The 23,786-nt window shown below is 42.9% G+C and carries 20 protein-coding genes and 1 pseudogene; 9 read left to right on the top strand and 12 right to left on the bottom strand.

Annotated features, from left to right (window positions below; genetic code table 11):
- The first annotated feature begins 15 nt into the window (after nt 1-15).
- The 4 genes from ACZ5ZV_RS06155 (at nt 16) to ACZ5ZV_RS06140 (ending at nt 5,295) form a co-directional block, all read left to right on the top strand.
- On the top strand, nt 16-1,449 hold the full coding sequence (locus tag ACZ5ZV_RS06155) for a toll/interleukin-1 receptor domain-containing protein (RefSeq protein WP_464120555.1): 1,434 nt from the start codon (nt 16-18) through the stop codon (nt 1,447-1,449).
- 11 nt (nt 1,450-1,460) lie between these two features.
- Nucleotides 1,461-2,414 (top strand): DUF2971 domain-containing protein, encoded by a 954-nt coding sequence (locus ACZ5ZV_RS06150; RefSeq protein WP_464120554.1) that lies wholly within the window; start codon nt 1,461-1,463, stop codon nt 2,412-2,414.
- Nucleotides 2,415-2,596: 182 nt separating this feature from the next.
- Nucleotides 2,597-4,135 carry a type I restriction-modification system subunit M gene (locus ACZ5ZV_RS06145; protein WP_464120553.1) on the top strand — a complete coding sequence of 513 codons (1,539 nt, stop codon included), beginning with the start codon at nt 2,597-2,599 and terminating at the stop codon, nt 4,133-4,135.
- A complete protein-coding gene (locus tag ACZ5ZV_RS06140) occupies nt 4,132-5,295 on the top strand; it encodes a restriction endonuclease subunit S (RefSeq protein ID WP_464120552.1) in 1,164 nt (387 codons plus the stop codon). Before ACZ5ZV_RS06145 ends, ACZ5ZV_RS06140 begins: the two co-directional genes overlap by 4 nt.
- 127 nt (nt 5,296-5,422) lie before the next feature.
- Here ACZ5ZV_RS06140 and ACZ5ZV_RS06135 read toward each other — a convergent pair whose 3' ends face one another.
- The 4 genes and pseudogenes from ACZ5ZV_RS06135 to ACZ5ZV_RS06120 all read right to left on the bottom strand — a co-directional run.
- Nucleotides 5,423-6,724 carry a type I restriction-modification enzyme R subunit C-terminal domain-containing protein gene (locus ACZ5ZV_RS06135; protein ID WP_464120551.1) on the bottom strand — a complete coding sequence of 434 codons (1,302 nt, stop codon included), beginning with the start codon at nt 6,722-6,724 and terminating at the stop codon, nt 5,423-5,425.
- Nucleotides 6,725-6,894: 170 nt separating this feature from the next.
- The gene (locus tag ACZ5ZV_RS06130; RefSeq protein ID WP_464117937.1) at nt 6,895-7,863 is read right to left on the bottom strand and encodes a transposase; all 969 of its coding nucleotides are present in this window, start codon (nt 7,861-7,863) and stop codon (nt 6,895-6,897) included.
- 56 nt (nt 7,864-7,919) lie between these two features.
- Nucleotides 7,920-8,231, bottom strand: a complete 312-nt coding sequence (locus ACZ5ZV_RS06125) for a helix-turn-helix domain-containing protein (protein WP_464117936.1) — start codon at nt 8,229-8,231, stop codon at nt 7,920-7,922.
- A gap of 142 nt (nt 8,232-8,373) precedes the next feature.
- A pseudogene (locus ACZ5ZV_RS06120) lies at nt 8,374-10,302 on the bottom strand (DEAD/DEAH box helicase family protein); the annotation flags it as partial.
- 194 nt (nt 10,303-10,496) lie between these two features.
- Here ACZ5ZV_RS06120 and ACZ5ZV_RS06115 point away from each other — a divergent pair.
- Nucleotides 10,497-10,859 carry a hypothetical protein gene (locus tag ACZ5ZV_RS06115; protein ID WP_464120550.1) on the top strand — a complete coding sequence of 121 codons (363 nt, stop codon included), beginning with the start codon at nt 10,497-10,499 and terminating at the stop codon, nt 10,857-10,859.
- A 60-nt stretch (nt 10,860-10,919) separates the two neighbouring features.
- On the opposite strand, the gene istB is transcribed toward ACZ5ZV_RS06115, so the two are convergent.
- Nucleotides 10,920-11,669, bottom strand: a complete 750-nt coding sequence (istB, locus tag ACZ5ZV_RS06110; RefSeq protein WP_464117240.1) for an IS21-like element helper ATPase IstB — start codon at nt 11,667-11,669, stop codon at nt 10,920-10,922.
- Nucleotides 11,670-11,683: 14 nt separating this feature from the next.
- On the bottom strand, nt 11,684-13,300 hold the full coding sequence (istA, locus tag ACZ5ZV_RS06105; RefSeq protein WP_464117241.1) for an IS21 family transposase: 1,617 nt from the start codon (nt 13,298-13,300) through the stop codon (nt 11,684-11,686).
- Between the two features lie 173 nt (nt 13,301-13,473).
- Here istA and ACZ5ZV_RS06100 point away from each other — a divergent pair, with 173 nt between their 5' ends.
- Nucleotides 13,474-14,481, top strand: a complete 1,008-nt coding sequence (locus ACZ5ZV_RS06100) for an RNA-directed DNA polymerase (RefSeq protein WP_464120549.1) — start codon at nt 13,474-13,476, stop codon at nt 14,479-14,481.
- A gap of 39 nt (nt 14,482-14,520) precedes the next feature.
- Here the strand turns inward: ACZ5ZV_RS06100 and ACZ5ZV_RS06095 are convergent, their stop codons facing one another.
- Together ACZ5ZV_RS06095 and ACZ5ZV_RS06090 are read right to left on the bottom strand one after the other, a co-directional pair.
- Nucleotides 14,521-14,949, bottom strand: a complete 429-nt coding sequence (locus tag ACZ5ZV_RS06095) for a hypothetical protein (protein WP_464120548.1) — start codon at nt 14,947-14,949, stop codon at nt 14,521-14,523.
- Between the two features lie 375 nt (nt 14,950-15,324).
- Nucleotides 15,325-17,313 carry a DUF2779 domain-containing protein gene (locus ACZ5ZV_RS06090; protein WP_464120547.1) on the bottom strand — a complete coding sequence of 663 codons (1,989 nt, stop codon included), beginning with the start codon at nt 17,311-17,313 and terminating at the stop codon, nt 15,325-15,327.
- A 296-nt stretch (nt 17,314-17,609) separates the two neighbouring features.
- Here ACZ5ZV_RS06090 and ACZ5ZV_RS06085 point away from each other — a divergent pair, with 296 nt between their 5' ends.
- Genes ACZ5ZV_RS06085 through ACZ5ZV_RS06075 form a run of 3 tightly spaced genes read left to right on the top strand, consistent with a single transcriptional unit; the run spans nt 17,610 to nt 20,414 of the window.
- The gene (locus tag ACZ5ZV_RS06085) at nt 17,610-19,253 is read left to right on the top strand and encodes an AIPR family protein (RefSeq protein ID WP_464120546.1); all 1,644 of its coding nucleotides are present in this window, start codon (nt 17,610-17,612) and stop codon (nt 19,251-19,253) included.
- A 46-nt stretch (nt 19,254-19,299) separates the two neighbouring features.
- The gene (gene tnpA / locus ACZ5ZV_RS06080) at nt 19,300-19,566 is read left to right on the top strand and encodes an IS66 family insertion sequence element accessory protein TnpA (protein WP_464120545.1); all 267 of its coding nucleotides are present in this window, start codon (nt 19,300-19,302) and stop codon (nt 19,564-19,566) included.
- 20 nt (nt 19,567-19,586) lie between these two features.
- Nucleotides 19,587-20,414, top strand: a complete 828-nt coding sequence (locus ACZ5ZV_RS06075; RefSeq protein ID WP_464120544.1) for an IS3 family transposase — start codon at nt 19,587-19,589, stop codon at nt 20,412-20,414.
- Between the two features lie 310 nt (nt 20,415-20,724).
- Here the strand turns inward: ACZ5ZV_RS06075 and ACZ5ZV_RS06070 are convergent, their stop codons facing one another.
- The 4 genes from ACZ5ZV_RS06070 to ACZ5ZV_RS06055 form a co-directional block, all read right to left on the bottom strand.
- A complete protein-coding gene (locus ACZ5ZV_RS06070; RefSeq protein ID WP_464120543.1) occupies nt 20,725-20,955 on the bottom strand; it encodes a hypothetical protein in 231 nt (76 codons plus the stop codon).
- A gap of 60 nt (nt 20,956-21,015) precedes the next feature.
- Nucleotides 21,016-21,147: a hypothetical protein gene (locus ACZ5ZV_RS06065; protein ID WP_464120542.1), complete on the bottom strand. Its 132-nt coding sequence runs from the start codon at nt 21,145-21,147 to the stop codon at nt 21,016-21,018.
- A 137-nt stretch (nt 21,148-21,284) separates the two neighbouring features.
- Nucleotides 21,285-22,193, bottom strand: coding sequence for a nucleotidyl transferase AbiEii/AbiGii toxin family protein (locus ACZ5ZV_RS06060; RefSeq protein ID WP_464120541.1), 909 nt, complete (start codon nt 22,191-22,193; stop codon nt 21,285-21,287).
- On the bottom strand, nt 22,180-22,974 hold the full coding sequence (locus ACZ5ZV_RS06055; protein WP_464120540.1) for a type IV toxin-antitoxin system AbiEi family antitoxin domain-containing protein: 795 nt from the start codon (nt 22,972-22,974) through the stop codon (nt 22,180-22,182). The genes ACZ5ZV_RS06060 and ACZ5ZV_RS06055 overlap by 14 nt, the downstream gene beginning before the upstream one ends.
- Nucleotides 22,975-23,786 lie beyond the last annotated feature (812 nt).

Raw genomic sequence — 23,786 nt, 5'->3', positions numbered from 1 at the left:
CGCTAAGGACAACCTATGACAAATGCCATAAAAAGCGCCACCCCAAGAATTTTTATCTCTTACAGTTGGAGTTCTCAAGAGCATCAGGAGCGAGTCATTGAATTGGCAAGCAGATTGAGAGCCGACGGTGTGGACGTACTCCTTGATGTTTGGGACTTCAAAGAGGGGCAAGATAAACACACATTCATGGAAAAGATGGTTTTGGATGCAACTGTATCCAAGGTATTAGTACTCGTCGACCGACAGTACGCCGACAAAGCAGATTCAAAAACCGGTGGAGTCGGTACCGAAACACAGATTATTTCGTCAGAACTATATGCAAAAGTCGAACAAACCAAATTTATCCCAATTGTATTAGAGCATGATGAAAATGGGCCTATTCTGCCAGTATTCCTGAAGTCTAGAAAGTATATCGACTTCAGCCCCCTTAGTACTATTGACCATTATCAATATCTGGTGAGACTTCTCTTCAACAAGCCTCTTAATGAGAAACCCCCACTTGGAAAACCGCCTCAATATCTAGAGACCAACTTGCAACCAAAAACGCGCTTTTTATCCGAAACACATTCTTTAAAGAAAGTCGTATCATCGAATTCAGCGGGTAGCATCACTGCAACATCAAAAAGTATTTATCGCGACCTAGCCAAAGAGATCATCAGTGCAGAGATTTTAACATTTCAGAAAGAAAATCATGATGAAGAAGTCCTCGATAGCATTCATGATCTAAAGGTCGTACAAAATTCTTTCCTTGAAACCACGTCCCAACTGATCGACTTCGATCCAAATGCGGCATTAGTTTCTATTCGTGAATATTTTGAACCCCTACTGAAGGCTTACCAACCCACATCGAACCCATACAAAACATACCAAACAGACAATATCGCATTCATCGCTCAAGAATCCCTATTAATACTAGGATCCTTGTTAATAAAAACAGAGGCCTTCTCTACGTTTGGAAACCTCACGAGAACTTACCTCCTGTCATCTAAGAACTCGCAAATTAAGAATGTTTTGATCACAGATATCTACAAAAACCTACCATCACTAGAGCAGCTCCGTAATCAACGCCTTAACCTTAATCGAATCAGTGTAACTGCGGACATACTGAAAGAGCGAGCTGATAGCAGTCTTATTTCATTTGAGGATATGATTTCGACAGATTTGGTACTTTTTTTGAGAGCACTCTTTAAAGGAGACCATTGGGTGCCAAGAACAATCGTCTACAAGAGTGACTACGATTCAACAGAGCTATTCATTCGTGCTGAATCCAGTTCATATCTTAAAGGGGTTCTTTCCGCATTTGATATGTATTCAACAGAAGAATTCAAGAAAACATTCGAAGAGGCCAAAGAGAACTATCGACTATCAAACTACCGTATTTCGTCCAACTCTTGGCCGGTGAATTTTAAAAATTTGATTAATTATGAAAAGCTAGGGACGCTAAAGTAGCTATATAAAATATGCCGACATCACGAGACCTTCTTATTCATAAATTATTGTTCCCTGAAACTCATGAAAAAATGGAGTCAATTAAACGAGACTCAAAACGCTTCGTCCACTACACCAATGCTGAAGCTGCATCTCAAATTATCAAAAATGGAAGGTTTTGGCTGAGAGATGCGACTTGCATGAACGACACTAGAGAGGTTCAGCATGGGGTCGAATGTTTGATTCGATCGTACAATGGCCCTGAAGGACAAGCTTTTCAGAACGCATGCGAAACAATCCATCCAGGATCACCGCAATTGATAGCAAATATCTTCAACAAAATTATCCCAAATGCGCGCTCAGGGACCTACATTGCATGTTTTTCCGAGCACGAAGACACAGAAGACACAATAGGACGCCTATCTATGTGGCGCGCCTATGGTAGTGCAACTGCAAGTGTAGCCCTAGTTTTAAAGAACGAGCCCTTTTTCAATGAAGAAAGCATAACCGGAGCATACACTAGCAATGTTTCATACATCGATGAGGTGAACTTTGAAAAACAAATTGCGGATCGTACTAAAACACTTCTCAACAATTCTTCATCATTCAAGAGCCTAACCCTTCAAGAGTTTGCGGTGTCGATCGTCAATATGTTCTATTTTGCTGTCTTCTCTTCTAAACATCCAGGATTTCAAGAAGAACGCGAGTGGCGTGTTATTTACAGTCCCTCACTAAAAATATCAGAACATATTCTAGAAACTACAGAATCAGTACGAGGAGTCCCGCAGGTTGTTCAGCATTTGGAACTTAAAAAATACAATGACAATCTAGACTTATCGATTCCAAAGATACTAGATAGAGTGATAATTGGCCCTACCCAATACCCGGAAGCACAAAAGCGCGCATTCGTAAAACTACTTGAGTCAGTAGGCACTGAGAACGCCGCCGAAAAAGTGTACGTCACGTCCATTCCACTTCGGACGTAGTTTGGATCCAACTACCCTGATCCCCACCAAAGTGCTTATTTCTTGAACAAGAAAGCCATCTGGACTTTTTACGCACAACACCTAAACCACCTTAACATCTTAAAACCACTAAAGAATCATTGCTGAAAATGATCGTTTTTTTTATGATCCCTGCATAAACAAAAATTGGAAATATTTAGAATATGCTTACAGGTGAATTACGCAATAAAGTCGATAAACTATGGGATTCTTTCTGGTCAGGTGGGATCTCTAACCCACTTCAAGTTCTAGAGCAAATCACTTACCTGCTTTTCATCAAAAGATTGGACGATCTCCATACACTTGAAGAAAACAAAGCTAATCGACTAAAAAAGCCAATTGAAAATAGAGTCTTCCCTGAGGGCAAAGACTCTAAGAAGCGCAGCTATGATGATCTCCGCTGGTCTCGCTTCAAGAATTTCGGCCCTGAAGAAATGTACAATGTGGTCAACGATCACGTCTTTCCGTTCTTAAGAACGCTTGGCGGTGATGGTTCTACCTATTCACACCACATGAAGGACGCTAGGTTTGCAATTCCAACGCCAGCTCTTTTGTCCAAAGTAATTGACCTGATCGACGATATCCCTATGGAAGATCGAGATACCAAAGGGGACCTCTACGAGTATATGCTCGGCAAGATCGCAAGTGCTGGCCAAAATGGTCAATTCCGCACTCCACGACACATCATCAATCTAATGGTGAACATGATGGCACCGACTCCAAAGGACACCATTTGCGACCCTGCAAGCGGTTCCTGCGGTTTTTTGGTTGGAGCAAGTGAATACCTACGAGAACATCGTCCTGAAATTCTGAGAGATGCAAAGCTTAAAAAGCATTTCCACGAAGGTATGTTTCACGGATACGACTTTGACAACACCATGCTTCGTATCGGCAGCATGAACATGCTGCTTCACGGTGTTGAAAACCCGGATGTACGATATAAAGACTCTTTGGCTGAAGACCATGCTGGAGATATTGAAAAATACAGCCTTATTCTTGCAAACCCACCGTTTGCTGGATCTTTGGACGAAGACAACATCGCCAAAGATATTCTTCAAATCGTTAAAACAAAAAAGACCGAACTTTTGTTCTTGGCTCTTTTCCTAAGACTTATGAAGACCGGCGGCAGAGCCGCAGTTATTGTCCCAGATGGAGTTCTGTTTGGATCAAGCAAAGCTCATAAAGAGCTTCGTAAAATGCTGGTAGAAGATCATAAACTTGACGCCGTAGTATCTCTACCTGGCGGAGTCTTTAAACCTTACGCAGGCGTATCGACTGCAATCCTGTTCTTCACAAAAACAAATTCCGGCGGAACTGACCATGTCTGGTTCTACGATGTCCAGGCTGATGGCTGGAGTCTTGATGATAAGCGTACAGCATTGCTATCCGAAGGTAAACTTGGCGCAACACCGGTAACTCCTCTTTCAAAGGAAGATCACGAGAAAAACAATCTTCCAGACGTACTAACAAGATGGTCGAAGCGTGAAAAAGAAGAACTCAAGCGTAAGCGCACCGACCAATCATTCTGTGTTTCAAAAGCTGATCTTGTCGCGCAGGGATACGATCTCAGCATTAATCGCTACAAAGAAGTCGTCCATGAAGAGGTTAAACACCGCCCTCCATTAGAAATTATCGCCGACCTCCACAAACTAGAAGCCGAAATCCAGATAGGCCTCAAAGAACTTGAAGGTATGCTCAAATGAAAGCAAGACTAGCTGCCTCCGAAGAGTTGATGGCGACACGCCTAGGATCAGTTGACCCGTCCAAATTTCCGGACGAGGTCTTCGACCTATATAGCATCCCCGCCTACGATTCAGGAGAACCGGAAGTTGCACTAGGAAGATCAATTGGATCAACTAAACAGATTGTCCAACCGGGCGACATCCTATTATCTAAGATCGTGCCTCATATTCGCAGAGTTTGGGTAGTAGGCGAATCGCGCGGTCGTCGAATCATTGCTTCAGGAGAATGGATAGTCTTTAGAAGTAATTTGATTATTGCGCGGTATTTACGTCACGTACTATTAGGCAACACTTTTCATGCACAATTTATGAATACCGTTTCTGGGGTCGGAGGATCCTTACTACGTGCACGCCCAGCATTCGTCGCAAAAATTCAGATTCCGATCCCCTCTAAAGACGAGCAAAAGCGAATTGCTGATATCCTAGACAAAGCCGATGCTTTGCGGGCAAAGCGTCGTGAAGCCATCTCCCTAATTAACTCCCTCACCCAATCCATCTTTCTAGAAATGTTTGGCAATCCCGCTACAAACTCAAAAGGTTGGAATTTAGCTCCTATCGGAAGCTTTTTAGAATCTGCCAACTACGGTTCAAGTCAAAAGGCAGGAGACACTGGGAAGTGGCCAATTTTGCGAATGAATAACCTGACATATTCAGGAGAAATGGATTTCTCGAACCTGAAATATCTTGATTTAGTAGAGAAAGATGTCCCGAAATATACAGTAAAAAAGGGGGACATTCTCTTCAATAGAACAAACAGCGCCGAACTTGTTGGAAAGACGGCTGTATACAACGAAGAAAGTCCCATGGCATTTGCTGGATATCTTGTCCGTCTCAGATGTACAGAAGATAATCATCCAGAATATATTTCCGCCCTACTAAACTCGGAATGGGGAAAGAGCACGCTTCGCGGAATGTGTAAAAGCATTATAGGTATGGCGAATATTAATGCGACTGAAATTCAAAAGCTTGTTGTCCCTAAACCACCCGGGGATCTGCAAAAGAAATTCGGCGAGAAAATCTCTATACTAAAAACGCATAAAGGTCCTCAAAATATTTCAATGAGAGAACTTGATGAATTATTTGCATCTATTCAAAAAAAAGTCTTTTCCGGAGAACTGTGAAGATCCACTCAAAGTTGTAAAATACGGCACAAAGCCAATCTTTTTTTTCGCTGGGCACATGCGCCAACACAGCGAGAGCAAGAAGATTGGCTATCGCCGGGGAAACGCTAAACTAAGCTAACCCACATCAGGCTTGCGCGCGATTACGGATGTGTTCGATGATACTCACCAGCTCCCCCGCCCTCTCGCCAAAAAGCCCATCAGGCCCCGTTGGGCTAATGTCTGTAAAAGGTGACTCATAAAGCCTATCTGCTTCCATGGCCCCATCGGTGGTAAGATGATTGATAATCTCTTCAATAAAAAGATTCTGATTCGGAGTAAGATTTCTATCACTTAGAAAGCGATTAAACTCCATCTTTGCAGCGTCACGCTCAAGCCCCACAAGAGACCGTACAAACAGGCCAAGACCAGATGCTTCCTCTTTAGCCTTAGTCAGCGCCTCCGCGTCCCCTAAACCGCTCAAGATCGCTTCCAGATGTTGAATATCCGCAGGAGCCAGAGGACGATTCGTACGAAGCTTAATCAATGCAAGATCATTCTGATTCTGAAGAAGAAAGGCCTTAGCCTTCTCTCGAAACTTTTCAAGACCCATCGAACTTGAGAACTGCGGAAGCTCCACCTCAGCACCCTCTCCAATTTCATCTTCAATAGATGTATAAACTGGGTTGCGCGCCGTCTTTTCTATATGAATGACAAGACCCCTTAATTTCTTCCTGACATTTTCAAGCATCTCAAGAGTGACTCCATCCCACCAAGCATTATCCAATACTTCCCCAATGACTTCCATTTGCTGTGCGATCAAAGGAATACTACTTTTTTCAGCTAAAAGCTCCGCAGTCTCTTTAACCTTTTCTGCAAGCTTATTAAAACTTGGCTGCCCCCTTAATAGAGCGAGCTGTAACCGGAGCATAAGGTAGTCAAATCGTTTTGCATCCTCTGATTCTGGATCAAGTTCGCTTGGAAGACCGGCAATAGACAAGATAGCCGCATAGTCCTCATCGGATAGATTCGACCAGATTTCCTGAATCCGGTACTTTTCAACGATCTTTCTTTTGGTTCGTACAATAAAGTTATCGGTATTCATTGCGGAGACTTCGTTTCTTAAGACTTCCGCAATTTCAGACTTCAATTCTGGCGTCGAGTGATTTTTTTCAAGGTGCTGAATTAGAGCAACACGGGAGTCGAAAATCTTATGCTTCAAAGACTTCCCCAGGGCTCCTTGAGAAGTTTCAGGATTTTGACTGAAAAACTCTAAGTTCTGACAGAAATCGAAAATATAGAAAAACTCCTTATGCTGACCCGGACCAAATAGATCCTCGCAGGTACGAGTGCCACGTCCTACCATTTGCCAGAACTTGGTTCGCGAGCGAACAACTTTGAAGAAAACAAGATTCACAATTTCAGGGACGTCAATCCCCGTATCCAACATATCTACTGATATCGCAATTTGAGGCCATTTTGACTTTATCGAAAAAGTGTCAATTAGGCTCTGTGCGTACTCCGTCTTATTGGTGATGATCCTTGCGAACTCACCCTTGAGATTCGGATAGTTAGTATTGTTCTGTCCGAGCAGGGGTGACACAGTCTCGAGAGGAGAATTTAAGTCAAAGACTCTGTTGAAGATGTCATTGCCTGTTCCCAGTGTTTTCTTCTCAGTTCTTGAGCTTTATGTCTAGCTCTTTCTCTGCGCTTCAATAGTTCATACCGTCCTTGATGATGAACTGAATTTGGAGCAAAGCCTCCGTTCCCTTGGTTTGGTCGGTTGAAGTTATAATCGTTAATGGCTTTGCCGATAAGATCTCTTGCTTCCGTTTCATCAGCATACTGCTCTTGAAGATTTATTTCTTCGCGCTTCAATGTTCCAATCACTCTTTCAGTTCTGGCGTTGCCAGTGGGTCTACCGATGCCGCTTAGCCACAACTTCAATCCTTGGACCTCGATGTTAGTTTTTGTATAGGCTGCAATATTGGCACTGCCATGGTCTGCGACAACAAAGGGCTTGAGGTGACCACTCGGAAGTAAGTCAATTTTCTCGATGGCAACGGCTTCGGTGACGACAGTAACAACTTGGATCTGGGTGATCTGATGGTAAAGACCCCAAGATAAAATCTTTCTTGAATACCAGTCTAGAAGAACCAGACAAAACATAAATTTCCCCTTCACAGTTACCCAGGTCCAATCCATACCCCACAGTAAATTCTTCTGCCAGGGCTCGTGCAAAAGCATATCTGCTGGTGGTACTACTGGCCTTGGCTTTTCTGGTACAAAGGGGTGATTTAACCCGTGTGACTTCATGATCTCCGCTACTTTGGTTTTTCCGACGAAAGCCTTCGCGGTTTTTTCAAGATAATAAGCGATTCGTCGGCAATGCCAATCGGGGCGCCTCTTCGCGAGAGCAATCACTCGCTTTTCTTCAAGAGGTGTGATCTTATTTTTGCCACCGCCCCCGCCATGATTTTCTTTGGCGGGATCTTGTTTCCAACGGTAATAGGCTCTTGGATTTAGTTGCAGGTATTTGCAAACAGCAAGGAGCGACTCGCTCTTGCGAGCCTTATCGATAAACTCCACCAGAGCCTCGCGGTGCGCCTTGGTCAGGTGGCGATTGTAAAGGGGGCCCTCTAGTCCTAATAGCCGCTTTTTTTTAAGGCCTGCAACTCTATGGCTGTCTCTAGAAGGGCTTCCTTGAGGCGTTCGGTTTCGGCTTGAAGCTTTTCCACTACTGGATCTGCTTTTTGTTTTGGACCGCGCTTTAGGTCTTTGAGACCCGCAATACCGGCCTGTAGAAACTTTTGCTTCCATCGAGACATCTGCGCCGGTGCTATATTTTCTCGCCGACACACGACGCCTTGTCCGACTCGTTCTGCTTCCAAAACCAGTTCCGCCATTTTTTCTGGCGATCTTCTTGCGCGCTTTTTCTTTTCTTTGATCTGACTCATTGTGACTCCCTTTTATCATGGTTTGCTCTCCTTTGAGAACAGGGGTCACCTTCCAGATTTCAGCTATTTACGCTGAAATCGACACATTTTTTTGACTTAAATTGCCCTTTTGACTGTGTCGAACGAGCTCGGACAGCACAGTATTGAAGCGCTCCTCAATAAACTCCGCATGAGCTTGGTTCTTCGCGAATATAATGGTCTTACCAAGAACATCTCCGCCCTGTACCTTCTGCCCGCGAGTCATCAGATGCTCTAGAACCTTGTCCACTGTATCCGTGTTAAAGAGCCAGGTATTAACATCCTGACCATCAACGGCTTCAGGGACATCACCGGTCTCTTCGTCCCACTCTTGCTCATCCCAGTGTTCCTTTTCTTCCTCAGAAAGCTCTTCGTACTTAATACCTTCACGTTGAAACTTAAGAGGAACCGAAATCGAAACCGACTTTACGAGATATTTATCCTTAACAGCTTCTGCAAGGTCATACGCATCTGTTGGAACACCATCATCCAAATCGAAGAGTTCATAAGTATTACGATCAATTTCGTCCCTAGGCGTCGCAGTCAGTCCTACAAGAAGAGAATCGAAATAATCAAAAATCATTCTATATTTTTGAAAGATAGACCTGTGGGCCTCATCAATTACAATAAGATCAAAATGCCCAACGCCAAAACGACGCTGTCCATCTTTAGATTCGTCAATAAGTCCCATCATCGTCTGATAGGTTGAAAAGTAAATTCGCCCATCAACTGAAGAGTCCTCGCCGTTTTTTTTGAGGAGATTCACGACGTTTGCGTTAGGAAGATGCTTTCCGTAGTTTTTATGTGCCTGATTGACCAACGCCGTTCTGTCGGCCAAGAAAAGAATGCGCTTTGCCCAGTTTGCATTTATCAGAAGATCACTAAGGCCGATAACAGTTCTGGTTTTTCCTGAACCTGTAGCCATGACCAAAAGGGCCTTACGCTCTCTTTCTTTATCAAATGATTCACAGACCTTTTTAATAGCGCGCTCTTGATAGAATCGCCCTGCGATATCAGAGTTTACCTTGATACCAGAAAGTTGACGTCGACTTTGACGTCTTTGAATTAACAGCTGCAATTCATCTTTTTTATAGAATCCCTGAACTTCCCTCGGCGGATAATTATGATTATCCCACATCCAATGAGTGTATCCGTTGGTGTAATAGATTACGGGGCGTTGTCCATACTCTTTTTCCAAGCAGTCGGCATAAAGTGAAGCCTGCTGCTGTCCGACTCTCGGATCTCTCTTGGTCTTTTTAGCTTCAACGACCGCCAAAGGCTTTCCATCATCGCCCCACAATACGTAGTCAACATATCCGACACCCTTGTCGTTGGGCATGCCTTGGACTTCATACTCACGATCACGCTTTTGTGCTAAAGTCCAACCGGCTTCTTTCAGTAGCAAATCAATAAAGTAGTCTCGAGTTTCCTCTTCAGAGTAATCATGGTCGTCTTGAACCTTCGTGTTATTCTTCTTGATCTCAGCGATCTCTTCTCGAAGTTTGCGAATTTCTTCACTGAGAGTAACATTGCTGGCTAATTGTGCTTTAAGGCTTTCATCTTTGGTCGAAAGTTCGGACTGAAGTTTAAAAAGTTGCTCTGCCGTTTGTTTCTGAACTACGGAAACATTCGGAACGAGCATCAAATCGAATTGAAGGCTCCCTTTAGCAGGATTCACCTTAGCATAATTGTACGAAAGCCAATAAGTGACATGGAAAAGTTCTTTCACCGCAACTAGAGCATCATTGCCCTGAACAGGTTTTGAACTATGAACAGCATGATTTCCCAAGCGAGTGATAATCCTTGCCTTATCAAAGATCGCGGCACCAACAAGCGTTTTGAATGTAGGTTCGTGAATAAGTGCACTGAGGTTTTCTTGATATGGAAATTTTAAGGACTTTTCCGAGCGATAAAGCCACGCCACAACTAGCTCGAGTGTTCTTCGGCTGTAAAAACACGCTGTCCTTGGATCGCTATTGATTGCGCCTTCTGCCTTAACAGCAGATTCATGAATCAATGCCCATTCAGTCTTTAAGAATGCAAAATTACTCACGATGTCCTCAAAAGTTGTCGTTACTTAAACTTATCGGAATTTAGATCTAGACCTTAAGAAGACTATCGCCAAAAAACTTATGTTTCATGATCTGTTTTGAGACTACGACTTTATTACATAGAAAGTTCAGAATTTCTGTAAAAACGCCGTTCTATTTAGGCGAATACACTCCACATGTCGATTGGATCTACTATATGACAAGAAAAAAGAACCAACGGAAAACAAAATCAGTCTTAGAAATGACCCACACTGAGGCAGCAGACTTCTTCTTAAAAGGAGAGAGTTACTGTGCTGTGGATCTTCCGAACTACTTCAGCTTTGAATCTCTCTTACAGAACGTAAAAGAAAAAATGAATGGCAAAACCTTTAATGAATTGAATGCTGGAAAGCCCATCGACCACGATGACGTAAACTACACATTACTTGGAAACAAAGATGGAAAGTTCTCTTGGCGCCCCTTTGAACTAATAAATCCGATTCTCTACACATCCCTGGTAAATTTGATAACAAATGAAAAAAACTGGAAGCTTCTTCTCCAACTGTTCCGTTTCACTTAGTTTGACCGGGTTCGTTTCAGATACTTTGACCACCTGATTTTTGAGGGTTTATTGGTCTTTCTACTCGCTGTCAATATCGTTGAAAGTTATTCGTCCCTTCATGCGGTGACTGGGGCCTTCAAAAATGCAAATATGGGCATTCTCGAACATCCTGTCGATGGCAGCACTTGCCAGGATCGGATCGGTAAAAACTTGTGGCCATTCTTCAACGTCGCGGTTGCTGGTTAAGATCATAGCCGAATTGTGCTTGCGTCGATCAAATAAATCGAAGATCTCCTCACTCACGTCTCGTGGCATTGTTACGACGCCCCAGTCATCCAAGATCCATAGCTTTGATGTTAGAATTTGTTTGAATAAAACATCGAGCTTATTGTTCTCGCGCGCTTTACGGATCTTTGTCCCAAGTCTTTTTACACTCGTACAAAAAACACTGTGACCAGCCTGCGCAGCGCTCATCCCAAGAGCAATCGCAAGATGACTCTTGCCCGTGCCGGGACTTCCCAAAAACAATGCAATTTCGTTGTTCTCGATAAACTTTAAATCTTTCAGATCCTCGATTTTTTCGCGCGGGAGTTTTTTATTGAAATCCCAATTGAACTGCTCAAAGCTTCTTCGCTCTGGGAACTCCGCTTTCTTAATCCTTTTTTCTACGGCGTTATCTGCCCTTGCATCTAATTCCGTGGATAGAAGCTCACTGAGCCACTTAAGATCCTGGCTGCGTTTTCCTTTTTGAACTAAACCCTCGATCTCTGCGGATGCCGCGGGCATTCGTAACTGCTTTAACTGATCGCGTATCACATCTATTGTCATAACTGTCTTTCCTTTCAGTGGGCCTGGTTGCTATGAACCAGACGTAAATGGTTTTTATACTCACTCATGTCGCGCGCAAACTTACCTCCCACCGTCTGCGCGGATAAAACCTCCTCATGACGAGGAGCTTTGGGTTTTGGCTTTGCCATAATATTCAATAGTTGATGAACTGTTTTTAAATTTACCTGTGATAACTCCAGCGCTGAAAGGCAGGCCTTGTCGATGTCGGCATTGCTGTACTTCTTGTTCAGCGTCAGAAGACCCCATACGCTGCGTGTATCAACAAAACCTTCGCCTCGAGCCAAAATAATTCCTACAAAGCGCTCAACATTGACGCCGATAATTTTTGCTTGCTTCAGATAGTGACCATGATCTTGAAGAGTCTTCTCCCAAGACTCCTTGTAATGATCTTTACAGGCTTTACTTGTGAATTTATCTTGGATGCGCTCGTAAACTTCTAACAGTCGACCGTTGCAGTAGATACTTACTTGAACTGAATTACCAATCACCAAAGCTATTTCGCCTTTGAGTCTTGTGTCTACTCGGTAGTACTTGTTTGCAAAGCGAACATAACCATCAGACCTCACTGTTGAGCGAGTGATGGTTTCCACTTCGTAGCGTAATAAAGGAAGAGGCTTTAACAACGAGGCTTCATCGTTAAGAAACACATCCAAAGGTTTTTGTAGGTGAGTCCCGTGCTTTCTCTCATTGGCGATACTCATCTTTTTATTCATGTGTGACTGTGCGCCGCTCAGTGAATATTGGGACTTATCGTAGGATTCAAAAAGGCGACGCTTCATTGGAACCATTCGCTCCACTTTGCCTTTTTTCTCTGGAGAATAAGGCGGCAATGCCTCGACAACGAACCCGTAGTGCGAGGCCAGTCTTTCAAAGGCCGGGTTCAACGTCGGCTCGTGCTTTGATGCCTCATGAACAAAGACTTTGGGATTATCAGAAGTCACTTTACGAGGGACTCCGCCAAGTTCCTCAAACATGCTTATTAAAACTTCGGCAGTTGTTTCAAAGTCGAGTTTCTCTACAACTCGGGCCATCTCGTAACGAGAATGCCCAAGAACGCCAACGAAAATCCAAATTGTTTTTTTCTTTTTTGTGACAGGATCGACGACGTCAAAGAGCTTTCCCCAGTCCACCTGCAGACATTCCCCCGGTGAGTGAACAAGCTCCATCACATTGCGCGCAGGTGCGGATCGCATAAGTTTGTGGCGGTGAATGTAGCGGTAGAAGTTAGATCGCGGGACAGAGAGCGGAAGCTCTTCAAAAATACTTTGCGGACTCCAGCCAAGTTCAATGCGCTCCTTGATCCATTCGCGCTTGGGATCTAAGATGGCATCCGTTTCAATGGCCTTCTCGCTGCGACCATCGCGCAGCGGAAACAGCGCCTCTGGGTAAGGTGGGATTTCTTTTGAGGTTTTGCAGTAGATTTTCTTCTCTGGGTTTGCGACGGCTACATAGCCATGCTCTATCGCCTGGTCGCGGATTTTTATGACGTAACCTTTGCCTTTACCAGTTGATTTAGTCAGTGCGGTGAGTGAGTGTCCTTCGCGAAGGCCTTCGACGATTTTTCGGTCCACTGTGATTTTCTCCAAGTCCTTTTTTCTGAGTTTCCGCATGCGTATTCCTTGCTGTAGTCTGGTTGTTAAACCAGCAGCTTAGCGCATGGGATCAGATGGAGAAAATGTGCTGAAAACGTAAGCAATTGCCCGGTCAAATTAGGTGGGATTTACTTCCCCCAAAGCCGGTCCACTTACGTGGGATTTGCCCCCCTTGAAACCGGTCAAACTACGTGGGATTGGACAACATAGCTAACTGTTACGGATCAATTTACACGCATTCAATCCCATGGGCCCTGCACACAAAACAACATGCGAAGGAAAATCGCCAATCTAATGGACTTCTAGGTAACTCAATTGATATGCATCTTCGCAGCATGAGCTATGGCCAAACCAATGGCATTCCCCAAGGGAGTGTTCTTATGGATTTCGTCGCGGAAATTCTCCTAGGCGCTGTTGATAAAGATCTTTCCTCCCGCTTAAAAAAAGAAGGGGTTTCGAAGTTTCGAATTTTGAGATATCGTGACGACTATCGTATATTTGTTCACAATCAGACAGATGGCATGCTAATTCTAAAGAATCTGAGCGAAGTGTTGGCTGACTATGGATTAAAGCTGAACTCATCAAAAACAATTCGATCGAATAGCGTCATCAGAGATTCAATTAAGCAGGACAAACTTTTTTACCTAATACATCTATCCAGCAACCAGAATATAACTAAACATCTACTCTTGATTCACAATCTCTCAGAGAGATATCCAGACTCCGGGTCACTGATTAAAGCTCTTGGCGTCTTCTACAAAAAAATCGAATCTAAATCCCTCAATAATCAAAAACTAGATGTTTTAGCGAGCATCATTGTCGACATCATGTATAGCAATCCAAAATCGATTCCTCATTGCACCGCAATACTTAGCCTACTTTTAAACTCTTATCCCAAGATTTCCAACAAAAAACGTGTGATAAAGAAAATAAAAGTAAAGTTTAATTCGATTCCCAATACAGGTCTCCTGCAATTGTGGCTCCAAAGAATTACATTGCCAGTCGATAGAAAATTAAAATATTCAGAGCCACTATGCAATATAGTTATCAATGAAGATATAGAGATATGGAACAACACGTGGATTATCAATTCAAAGCTCAAGAGTGCTTTAAAAAAATCGGAGATTGTTATTGAAGATAAAGTTAATTCACTTAACCCCAAAGTTTCCTACGACGAGGTCAGTCTCTTTGACTACTAGAACGAACATAATTTAACTTTTACACACAGCAAGGCCCTCCTAAAGCAGGGCCTTGAGTTCCGAAATGACGTAATATCTGTCTTCAACCATGACGAGACTATTCATACTCTGCTCCTCCTCCAACCACTCAGACATAGCAAGTGCCCAAGAAATAGGGTCCATCTCTTTCATCACAGACACAGCATCAAACGACATCCAGCCAACATGGACCTCTTCGGAATAGCAGGAACGCATTGAATCTTCGAATGCTTCTTCGATATCCACCGGCGTTAGTTCTTCGCGCAGAATCGCAGCAATTGCCCAATCAAGACCATAATCACACCCGTGCCCCGGCAGGAGCCTCATAAGATCATCGGAATGACATGATTTACAAACTCCGGCCGGAGCTCGCTGATAGCAAGAGTAGCAGAATGGGATTGTACGCTTAAGCGCAAGATTTCTAAGTTGTTGTTGAAGTTCTGAGTTCATATTGCCTCCTGTTTTGTTATTTTCCCTCTTTCGAGGTTCCTTCACCGAAGGCTCGGGAACCTTGAAAAGGGAAAAGCGAGCGCAGGCAGTGGCCCCCCCGCCCCGACTCAGACGGAGCGGCAGAGCGAATGACAGGTGCTGCAAGCGCCTGGCGTGAAGCCTGCAAAGCGAAGACTGTGTACGGCGGCGATTAAGGGGCCGCAACGGAGTGAGCGGCATAAAAATAGGAGCGCGGACTCAGACTTTGCTAATACAAATTCAATCCAAAATTAGCAAAAGACATTCCAGCGAGTTCAAGCACGTAGCTAGCTGTGGAAGATAGAAATGTCCAACATTCGAATAATTCGCCGGACAATTTTTAGAATATTTATGAATTTACTCAGAGAAGTGCTCTTTAATGACAGACAACCAATACTCCGCCAACATCACCATCGCCAAAGTATCCAACTCACAGTATTTAAGGAGAGCCCTACGTATAGCTTCGCGCTCTTCAGCAGACATCTGAGTGAATTGAGTTCGACAGTAGGCCATCATCGCAGCGCCACCGTTTCGGATTTGATCCTCGTCAGAAATCAAAGAGTCGATTTTCTGCAAGTCTTCCACAGAGAACAGCGAAGGCAACTCTTTATAAGGATCACAAACGCCGTCAGCCCCCAACTTCTTGATCCACACATGGTCCGTAAAGTTTAAGGAAGGCATCTCACTGGTGCCGTAAACCGGCTTTGAGTACTTTTCACGCAAGAACTCTGACTCTGCCAAAATGGCAGGCAAAACATATTTTAATGAATTGGAGCCGCCCATCAACGGGCTCAAGTAGCACTCCTTAACGACCTCCAAAAGGTCCACCATACAGCGGTGGCCATTCCAGAGATAATCATCTTTTTTATCTGAGGCTTTCTTCTTAGTGAGTGTCTGAATAAAGCGTATCAGCTCATCCCGGTCTGACTCGTCAGACTGTTGCAGCAAAAAGACGATACGATTTAAAACACTATTTTCGTGATTTGAGTAACGAAACACAGTGCCATTGTCCGTTTCGAGCTGTCTCTTCAACTCTCTTACGAAATCAAAGCTTGGAAAGCTTCCGGGAGTTAAATCAATAAACTGCCCAACATGGGATACGCGTCCATTGGCATCTAAAATATGGTGGGAAAATTGGAATGCGACTTCCGAATACGGTGCAAACCCCTTTTTAAATGGGATCGCTGGAGCGCAGGTTTCGAAGTCAATAAAATGCAAAGGCCACTTCCAGGTGCCAATCTCAGCCTTCAGAGCTGCGAGATCAAACCAAGGTTCTAGATTCCCCTCTCTATGTTTTTCAATTTGAAGTAGCTGCCTTGCTGAGTTTTTCGTCGGCTTCTTTCCTAGGTCACTTTCATCAAGCTGATCTAATAGATACTTTCGACTTTCGAATGCTTTGTCAGTACCTCGAAAGTTCCAAAGATCAAACGCCATCTTTTTTGATGAAGCAGACTCAATATTTGCGACCTCTGTCCAACATTCATCAAAACCGGACTTCAACCCCTCGTGTTTTCCTCTGAACTCACACCCCTTACATTGGCTGGCAACCAGAGTTTGAACGGGATATCGCACGTTATTTAAATATACTTCGGCTAACTTTTGGGAGCGAGAAGCCAGATCCCCCATGATATGAAATTCAGAAGTTTCTCTGCCCTCAATCACTGCATCAACAATCTCCGTAACATCAACTTCCTTCAAGAGCTGGTGCCCCCTAAATCCGGCTGGAATATCCTTTGTGAGCACCACCTCTTTCGAGCTGCCGGACTTTTTCACAAGAAATAGCTGATGTAAGCCGTCGTCGCTGGCCGATGCTGCCTTATCGAGAAGCATCATGCTGGCACTTACGGTAAGCTCCGGGTAGTTCAAACGAGCAACATACACTTGAAACGCGAGATCGTAGATATATGGAATCCAATTCGCATATAACTTAGGAGCGCCTGGTTTTGATTTTTGCTGCGACAGAAATGCATCGTTGTCATCAGATTCAAAGCTTTTGGATTTTACTTCGATAATGCGCAGACTCGATCCTGCCTTGATGGAGATATCAGCGCGAACATAAAAGTTGTCTTTTAAGAAAGCCGCCTCGAAAAGTATGGCGTGGTCTTCAGTAAGAAGTTTCTGCGTATTTTCAGCGGCAGCAGAATAGTCGCGATCTTTGATTTCAATGCCACCGGGATATTTTAATTGAGCCAATGCTCCGACCTGATATCCACCTTGAGCTAAACTCTCTAGGAAAGGATCCTCTTCTTTGCCGTTGAAATATTCCGCGGGCTTCTTGTGATAAAAAAGCTTTCTGGGGCACTCTAGGCCGACTTTAAAGATGGATTTGGTTAGATAACGTCTCACACACTCCTATTCGGAAATAAAGCTTAATCAATTTACAATTTTTTTAATGCGCAGGACTTAGGACGTGTGGGGCAGTACCAAATTGCGAATGTCCACTAAACAAAATTACATAAACAAATTTACAAACATTCCGAAGAGATGTCCTGAAAACAAGAGACCCAAAAAGCAAGCTTATGGTCGACTTATGCGTCAGAAAAGTATGGCGCGATTATGCATAACCTTGCCAAGTCTTTGATGTGTTAAAAACCACCATTGTTATCGAGTTTTTGGTAATAAAAAAAAGGAAATACAGATTTATGCTTGAAATAAAATTTATACGAGGACGAATTCAAGAAAAGCGAGCGGCATCGGGATCTTCTCTAACTGATGAGTCCCTCATTGTTGCAATGCAATTAGAAAATCAATTTGGCCTTGCTCATACTGACGCAACAGACCAATCATCTCAAAGCGGAGAAGACAATGGCATTGATGGTTGGCATTATTGTCAAAACAAAAAGCTACATATATTCCAATCGAAATTAACCGAGGACCATAATCAGATAAGAAAGGGGCTCAACGACCTTTTACGTGCTGCTGACTGGCTATTCTTAGTGCTTTCAAAGAATCAATTAGAAAAGAAACCATCCAACAATGCTCTTCACAATCTTGCGCAAATTTGCCCAAGTATTAGTGGAAAGATAGCAGTAGTACGTTTTGTTTTATTATCACCCTACGAAGAAGAATCTCAGCTAGAAAAAGGATTGGCTGGAGTTAAGCTCGAAGAATTCAAGCAAACCCTATCAACACATGAGCTGAATCGACTTTATAACATTGAATTTTCAATTGAGCCTTATCTTCTAAAGTCAAATAAGATACCGAGACCACCCAAAAAGTATCCGGTTAAACAATTTGAGGAGTCTACTCTATCTTATAAATCTGGATCCTTAAGGATTGTCTATTTGCCACTTGAACAACTTGTAGAGTTATACAAACAAAGAGGTCCAGAATTATTCCACAAAAATATTAGACTAACAGTGTGGGATGCAAAAAAGAACTCTTCGAAACGTGTTGCACACCCAATGAAAGAAACACTAAAAGCAATTGTAACTGGAAAAGAGCAGCCAGAGGTTTTCGCATTTTATCACAGCGGCGTCACGTTATTTGCAGACAAAGCTGAATTCACAGACGGCTCGGTACTGTTGGAAAATCCAAGCATAATCAATGGCTGCCAGACAACTACCATTGCCACGAGCTTTCTAGAAGATATAAATGTAAAGCGAAACAAGTCTTACGAAGAGAATCTAAAGCGATTCAAACAAATCAACGTCATCGCAAAAATCATAACTGGGGTAGGATCCGACGATCTCCGAGAGATCACCAACAACAACAACCGTCAAAATCCAATTGAAGGATGGCAGCTATACTCAAATGATCCTATTCACATTAAGCTAGAAAGTGCACTTCGTGAGTCAAAGATTTTTTATGGTCGTCAAGCTGGTCTATATAAAGAACAGATGAAAAATGTAGATGTTTTTCAATACTATGGCCAAAATAGCAAAACCGAACTCTCGCCAAAAATTCTTGGTCAGGTGCAGGCGATTTATCATCGCCATTACAATCTTGCGGCAAAACCTGATACAATTTTTGAGACCAAAGAAGCACATGATCTTATCTTCAGTGAGGATATTTTAAACCAAGTTGATCAATTTGTTTTCAGAGTAAACTCAAATAGAAGTATTCGCAAAGCGATCAAAGATCATTTAGAATCTCTTGAGATTGGAACCAGAGATTCGTACGATGCATTATTAGGAAACAACCGCCGCCTGTACTATGCTATCGAACATCTATTAATTAAAAGAGCTGAAAAGGAGATGAATGACAACCTTATGCAAAAAACTAAAGTTGTATTATTCAAATCCGCGGCTCCAACTGACCTTGGCCCCAAAAACTGGAGCACTTGATTCCTCCCAACAAAGCGCGTAAAAGACGTGCATGAAGGGGGCGCAAATGCGCAAATCCAGATTTTCAGAAGAACAGATCACCAAGATTTTGGCCGAAGGCCAGGCCGGGGCATCAACCCAAGATCTTTGCCGCAAGCATGGCATCGCAGCCCATACGTTCTACGCTTGGAGAAAAAAATACGGCAGCATGCAGGGCTCTGAGATTCGTAGACTTAAGGAGCTAGAGGCTACCATCGTGCGCTTGCAACGTGTGGTTGCAAAGCAGGCCGTGGAACTCGAGGCCGCCCAAGAGATTATCAAGGGAAAGTGGTAAGCCCCAAGCAAAAGCGCAAGGTGTTTGAAGCTATCAAAGACAAATTGAAAATCAGCAAACGATCACTCTGCAAAGTCTTGGGGCTTCAACAATCCACACTATTCTACAAGCAACAACGACATCGTAATGACGACGCACTGAAAGCCAAAATGCTTGAGATTGCGCAAGCCAAGGTCCGTTATGGCAGGCCACGGATTTCATTTATCTTGCGTGATCGTATGGGCTTTAAGGACAACCACAAGCGCATTGCTAGGATCTACCGAGAGTTGGGACTTCAGATGAATCGAAGATCGGGAAAGAAGAAGCGTTCAGGAAAGCGACTACTGTTCGTTGCGCCAACGGGACCGAACCAAATTTGGGCCATGGACTTTGTCTCTGACTCATTAGCAACAGGACGAAGATTTAGAACCCTCAACATTAAGGATCTTTTCACTCATGAGGCTGTTGCGATTCATGTTGATTTTTCAATCCCTGGTGATCGTGTTGCTGAAGTTCTAAGTATTCTCAAAGCACAAGGTAAATGCCCAAAGTCAATCATCGTGGATAACGGAACCGAGTTCACGTCAAAAGCGATGGATGTGTGGGCATACCAAAACGGAGTGGAATTGAAGTTTATTCAGCCAGGAAAACCGATCCAGAATGCATTCATCGAGTCGTTCAATGACAAGTTCAGAGGCGAGTGTCTGAACCTGAATTGGTTTGAATCCATTTATCACGCCAAGGAGGTCATCGAAGCATGGAGAATCGAGTACAACACGGAACGACCCAACTCAGCGTTGAAAAATAAAACTCCAGAAATGTTTGCCAAACAGTACGAAGAAAGATTAAGAGAGGTTTCTCAAACGTGAGGTTTCAAACGCTCCAAAGAAGGGGCCAAGGTCACAACCGTTACTGCATTCTATATCACAATAGTGTCTTCGGTACTAAAGTTTGCAAAAACATGGCACAAGGAGAATATCGAAGGAAAACGCGACGAAGTAACAAGTAATTTATTAAATGAATTTGTAAACGAAGGATATGCTCGCTGGAGAATTCCCAGATAAATGGGGCACTCATCCAACATAAGGTTAACGTTTTTCATATCCAAAAAACACCCCTTCAATTGGGATGTTTTTGGATGTGCTTAATAATTTGAAATTCCAGAATTCTTATTGACCTCTATCCGTTAGAAACGAATGAGAAATCCAAATTGGAAGCGACTTCAATCGGAGACAGTTCCTTTGCCGCAACAAATTCTTTCGTCAGAGTTGTGCTCATAGCATATTGGCTTTTTTCACTCTCAAGAATTCTATTAAAGACCATCATCCGAAAAGCCTTTTCTTGATCCGGAGTCAGCCCTGTATATTCCTTCCCCTTATCTTCCCAAGAAAAAAGGCTCAAAGATTTCACAGGTATCTTTTTTGAAACGTCGCCGTACGACATCTTAGATAAAGTTCTCAAAAATTTAAGCTAATTTCCAGTCAGTCGGTTCTGACTTCGCAAAAGAGCTTTAGCCGTTAAAAGCTTTAACTCATTCATATCGATATCCGGAAACTCTTCGCCATTGGCGATCTTCAGGTTAACATCCTTAAGGATGTACATCGAAGCCAAAGCCTGTAAATATGTAGGTCTCTAACATTAACGACATTTACTTTCTCCCATTACCCTTCCAGAACCAAGTGATGCTGGCCAAATTTTTCTTTGAGACCAGAGCGTCTTTTACAGCAGATAATTCCAAATTAAAAAATAGCTTTCAGCGTTTCGATCTGCGCAACTCTTTTACCCGAATCAAGTTTACTCAAATTCATCAACTTCCATTTAATTGCCGGCAAATCTTGAGCGCGTGACTCTCTAAAAAGACTCCAGTCAGGTTTTGCTTCGAAAAATGACAGCAAGAATTTCTTATCACTTGCGGTGAGGCTGGCATTGATTCGCTCAATCAATGCCTCGCGGGTCTTCACAAAGTCCGAGTAATTAAAACTGATGTTCGTCATACCTTTGAAATCTTCATTAAATAGCGCAGTTTGATCCTGCAAAGTTGGCTTTAATAGCTCGTTAGGGGGACGTTTGTGGCACATCAAATAGACTAGAAAACCCGTCATGATATCATCTGATATTCCTTCGTTCTCAAACAACAATTTGACGTCAAATAAATCTCGCGGATGCTGACGATCAAGGGCCGCAGCAATTTTGCCACCATAAAGGTCTGGCAAACTTGAAATTTGGATATCAAATTCCTTATCAAATTCATCAGTGACCTTTTGATTCAAAGACATTGCTTTGAATGGGTAAAGAACTCCACGGAGAACGGGATTTGCTTCGATCTTTACCTGAACGCCATCACGATTCACAAATAGTTTAATATCTGTTGGCTGTGATTGGCGAGAGCTAGAGGTTACCTTAGCGCCAATTTGTTTTTCTAGGTCTGCCTTTATTCTTAGCAAGGCGTCTTCTGTCTTTTGCAGGGCTTCGTCGCGTGACTCATCACCTAGATAAGTCAAATCTGCGTCAACACTGAGGCGTGGAAAATCTCGGACAAATAAATTTATGGCAGTTCCACCCTTAAGCGCAAAGCAAGACTCTTTTGCAATGTACGGTAGTACATCAAGCAAAAGTACAACTTGTGGATAGAATTTAGAGTTCTTCATAAGATTCATATTTCGGTACAGTTATATTATATTTTTTATCCAAAACGCCATTTTCAAAGACAACTCTTTTGCCGCTGCCAAGATCAATCTTTTCAAGATTCAACTTTTTGAACCAAGGATGATTTTGCTTTTCGGCAAAGTGCAGAAACAACCTCTTCACTTTCAAAGAAGTGCAGTTCTCTAAAAGATGCTGAACAACGCTTGGTCTAAGTGAGATCATGTTTTCCATTATCTCCTTGGCCTCGGTGTAGGAGGCTGATTTTGGAAGTTCATCTATGTATTCCAAATAGGCTCTCTCTTGGCTCGAAACTATTATCGTCGCCTTATCTGCTTCAATGGTAAGGAATCCATTGGATTTTTCACCAAACGACAGATTTGAGTTAAAGAGATTTTTGACTTTAAAATCCAAATTCACGTTCCAGTTATGTTTCTTCATCCAAGCAGGTAGTGCTTCTTTTTTATTCGACAGCAAAACGACATTGGTCTCTTTCATTTTCAAATACTGAGCAACTCCGGTGAATTCTATGGCGGATTTTCCACCTACGTGAACTTCAGACTTGAGTTGCCTTTGCAAGCACTCAAGCGCTGAGGCCCAAGTGACCTCATCGCCAGCTTTTTTGAAAGCACCGGTGCCTATGGCCTCGATCCAATTGTTGGATTTGTACTTCTGGATCAAGTTAGCGCCATATCCTTCAGCATTGAGCCACACGGAACTTTTGATCTTTCCATCTGGCCAGTTTCGTAGCAATTGGTTTAATTTAGACTTTTTTACTATACCCATGGTATATTTATATCGATTAACGCAAACAAAAACAAGAAGTTAGTTTAGCAAAGTATGCAAAGATACACCCTGGGTATATATTTAATTCTCATCTCAAACTGAGACGCCTTAGATTTCCACCATGTCTAGTTAAAATAAAGGGTTGAGTGGCTCAACCATTCTGTGATTTCAACGAGTTACGACGCAAATTGGACTCATGAAAATGAGAAGCAGCCAAGACCAAGCTACACCGAAGCAAAAACTGACTTGCTTGGCTCCAAAGGGCCTCATTGTATATATATTCATCGTATGTAGAACGAATATTCGTTCATGATCATTTTGATACAATAGTCTTCGATATAAACAGCAATGAATTGGCATAGCTAGTGTATCTAGCAAGAGGTGTGACTTGGCCCCAAAGAATCGGGGTTCACTCCACTTTTCTGAAAGGACACATAATGTCTACAGCATCTATAACAATAATGACCCTAACCCTGCTTCTAGCCCCTATTTTCATCGCAATTACCAGCTTACAGTTTTTCCATTTAATTCCTTTCAAAAAAGATATTTGGAAAGATAAGAATCAAAAGTACGCCACAATAACACTATCCGTTCTCACACTTCTTCTATCAACACTTCTATTTCCCACTAAGAATATTGGTCATGCTGTGGCAACGACAACCTTCTGTCTTATAGGAAGTCATATATATTTGTATTTAACTAATAGAGTTTTGAATCTATTAAAAATTCCAAACGACTTCCCTGTATTCACGCTAGCTCTAATGTGGATCTTTACTTTGGCGTTTGACTATGTTTATGCATGACCCCGCACA

It is taken from the genome of Bdellovibrio sp. HAGR004 (assembly GCF_055397015.1).
This window is presented reverse-complemented; position numbering and strand designations above follow the sequence as displayed.